At 41.4% G+C, this 2,681-nt stretch carries 3 protein-coding genes and 1 pseudogene; all 4 read left to right on the top strand.

Annotated elements, in window-relative coordinates; genetic code table 11:
- Positions 1-247: pseudogene (locus GSY47_RS26495) on the top strand (hypothetical protein); the annotation flags it as partial.
- An 11-nt stretch (positions 248-258) separates the two neighbouring features.
- Positions 259-894: a TerB family tellurite resistance protein gene (locus GSY47_RS26490; RefSeq protein ID WP_219071399.1), complete on the top strand. Its 636-nt coding sequence runs from the start codon at positions 259-261 to the stop codon at positions 892-894.
- 3 nt (positions 895-897) lie between these two features.
- Positions 898-2,109 (top strand): conjugative transposon protein TraJ, encoded by a 1,212-nt coding sequence (gene traJ, locus GSY47_RS26485; RefSeq protein WP_219071398.1) that lies wholly within the window; start codon positions 898-900, stop codon positions 2,107-2,109.
- 23 nt (positions 2,110-2,132) lie between these two features.
- Positions 2,133-2,681, top strand: a 549-nt coding sequence (gene traK / locus GSY47_RS26480; RefSeq protein WP_246611272.1) for a conjugative transposon protein TraK, incomplete at its 3' end; no start/stop codon positions are given.

Here is a 2,681-nt window from a genome sequence, read left to right as displayed (position 1 = left end):
GAGGTCTTTTGGGAAACTGCTGCAGAACTGCAGCCAGACTCTCGATGAGCTGCTGGCTGTTATCACCGATACTGAACTGGAACTAAAAGATGATCAGAGACTTGAGCGCATTGACCTGCTGCACAAAACGATGCTAGAGGATTATAATTTCTGCCTTTCTTTCAGCAGTGAGGCCAGACTGCTGTCGATTTCAAAATCTGCAGATAAAAAGGATTCTAAGGATGTAAATGAATTGTATGGATTATAAAATAGATGACGATGAAAAAGATAGTATTGTTTATGGCAGTTATCTGCATCTTTCTTATTCCTGATAAATCAAAAGCGCAGTCAGCAGAAATCCAGCAGCTGATTTTGAATATTGAAAAGCTTTCCCAGTTCAAGAAAATTCTCAGTGACATGAAAAAGGGATATGAGCTGCTTTCAGGAGGATATAAAACGGTTAAAGATATGACTGAAGGAAATTTCAGTCTTCATAAAACCTTTCTGGACGCACTGATGCAGGTAAGTCCGGCGGTAAAGAATTACAAAAGGGTAGCAGAGATTGTAGATTATCAGATTTCAATAGTTAAGGAAAGCCGCAGCGGAATGAACCAATTTATAAAAAGCGGGAATTTCAGCGGAGGGGAAATAAATTATTTTGAAAAAGTATATGGCAATTTGCTTAATCAGAGTCTTCGAAATCTCGATGAACTAACGATGGTCATAACTGCTGATAAACTCAGGATGTCTGATGACGATAGGCTAAAGGCAGTTGACGATATATATGAGCAGATGCAGGATAAACTTCTTTTTGTACGAAATTTTAACGCATCATTCAATGTGCTGGCTATTCAGAGAGCTAAGGAGAAAAATGATGTTGACGCGTCAAGAGCATTACAGGCATTTAAAGACTAAAGAATGATGATAGCATTAAATAAAAAAAGATTACCGGCAGTACTTATGGTATTGCTTTTTCCTGTGCCGATAATAGCACAGGGACTTGGTGATGATATGAGCAGTCTTCATGGTGTTTTAGACCAGCTTTATGATGAAATGATGCCCTTGTGTTCTAATCTAATAGCAGTAGGGCAGGGAATAGCCGGATTTGGATCGCTATGGTACATAGCTTCAAGAGTCTGGAGACATATTGCAAGCGCCGAGCCAATTGATTTTTATCCGCTCTTCCGTCCGTTTGTAATTGGATTCTGCATCATGATTTTTCCATCGGTACTCGCACTTATCAATGGAGTTATGAAACCCACTGTAACGGCAACTGCCGCTATGGTCACAGGTTCCAACAATGCAGTTGCAGTGCTTCTTAAAGAGAAGGAAAAAGCTATAAAAGAAACTGATCCCTGGAAGATGTATGTCGGAGCGGCTGGAACGGGAGACAGGGACAGATGGTATAAGTATACACATGACGGTGCGGATCCTTCAGACGAAAGCATGCTGGCAGGCATTGGAAACGATGTAAAGTTTGCTATGGAGAAAGCCTCTTACAGCTTTAGAAATTCTGTTAAGGAATGGTTGAGCGAGATTTTGCGTGTGCTCTTTGAGGCGGCGGCTTTATGCATCGATACCCTTCGGACTTTCCAGCTGGTGGTACTATCCATTTTAGGACCGCTGGTATTTGGAATAGCAGTATTTGACGGTTTCCAGCACACGCTTACAGTCTGGCTTGCCAGATATATTAATATTTACCTCTGGCTTCCCGTTGCCAATATTTTCGGCAGCATAATCGGAAAGATTCAGGAACTGATGCTTAAACTGGATCTTTCGCAGGTGCAGGCAACGGGAGATACTTTTTTCAGCAGGACTGATATTGCATACTTAATCTTCATGATAATAGGCATCATCGGATATTTTACTGTGCCCTCTGTTGCCAATTATATAGTGCATGCTGGCGGAGGCGGGGCGCTTGGCCAGAAAGTGACAAGCCTGTTCGGGAGTTCAGCCAGTTCTGTTGTGAGAACGTCCTCAAATGCGGTGGGAATGGCTGCCGATGCGATGGGAGATGCAGACCGTAGAATGACAAGCAGCATGGCTTCCACAGCAGGAAGCAGTCCATATTTCGCTGATAAAGGAAATTATTTGAATGACAGGCTCAAAGGAAATTCAAAACAGACTTAAATCAACATCCCATGTTTACTAAAATGAAAAATATAGATAACGCTTTCAGATATGTGAGAGGATTTTCAATGCTTGTAATTTCAGGCTGTATAATTATAAGCTGTTACGCTGTTTACAAGAGCTTGCAGACAGTAAACCTTATGCAGGATAAAGTCTATATTCTGGCAAACGGCAAAGCGCTTGAAGCTTATGCTTCAGAAAGAAAAGATAATATTGCTGTGGAGGCAAGGGATCATGTGAAAACATTTCACAAGTTTTTCTTTACGCTTGATCCCGATGATAAGGTCATTAAAACGAACATCACAAAAGCGCTTTATCTGGCAGACGACAGTGCAAAACGCATCTATGATGACCTGAAGGAAAATAATTTTTATTCGGGCATTATATCGGGAAATATCAGCCAGTCGATCCAGATTGACAGTGTGAGCATCGATATCCGTGAATATCCATATCGTTTTAGATGTTATGCCAGACAAAGTATTATCCGCACTACCAGCATTCTGAAAAGAAGCCTGCTGACAGAAGGTGCTCTTCGCAATGTTTCGAGAAGTGATAATAATCCGCACGGGTTT

The sequence above is a fragment of the Flavobacterium quisquiliarum genome, from assembly GCF_019308285.1.
GTDB lineage: Bacteria > Bacteroidota > Bacteroidia > Flavobacteriales > Flavobacteriaceae > Flavobacterium > Flavobacterium quisquiliarum.
Note: the sequence above shows the minus strand (reverse complement) of the source record. Positions and strands in the feature narration are given on the sequence as shown.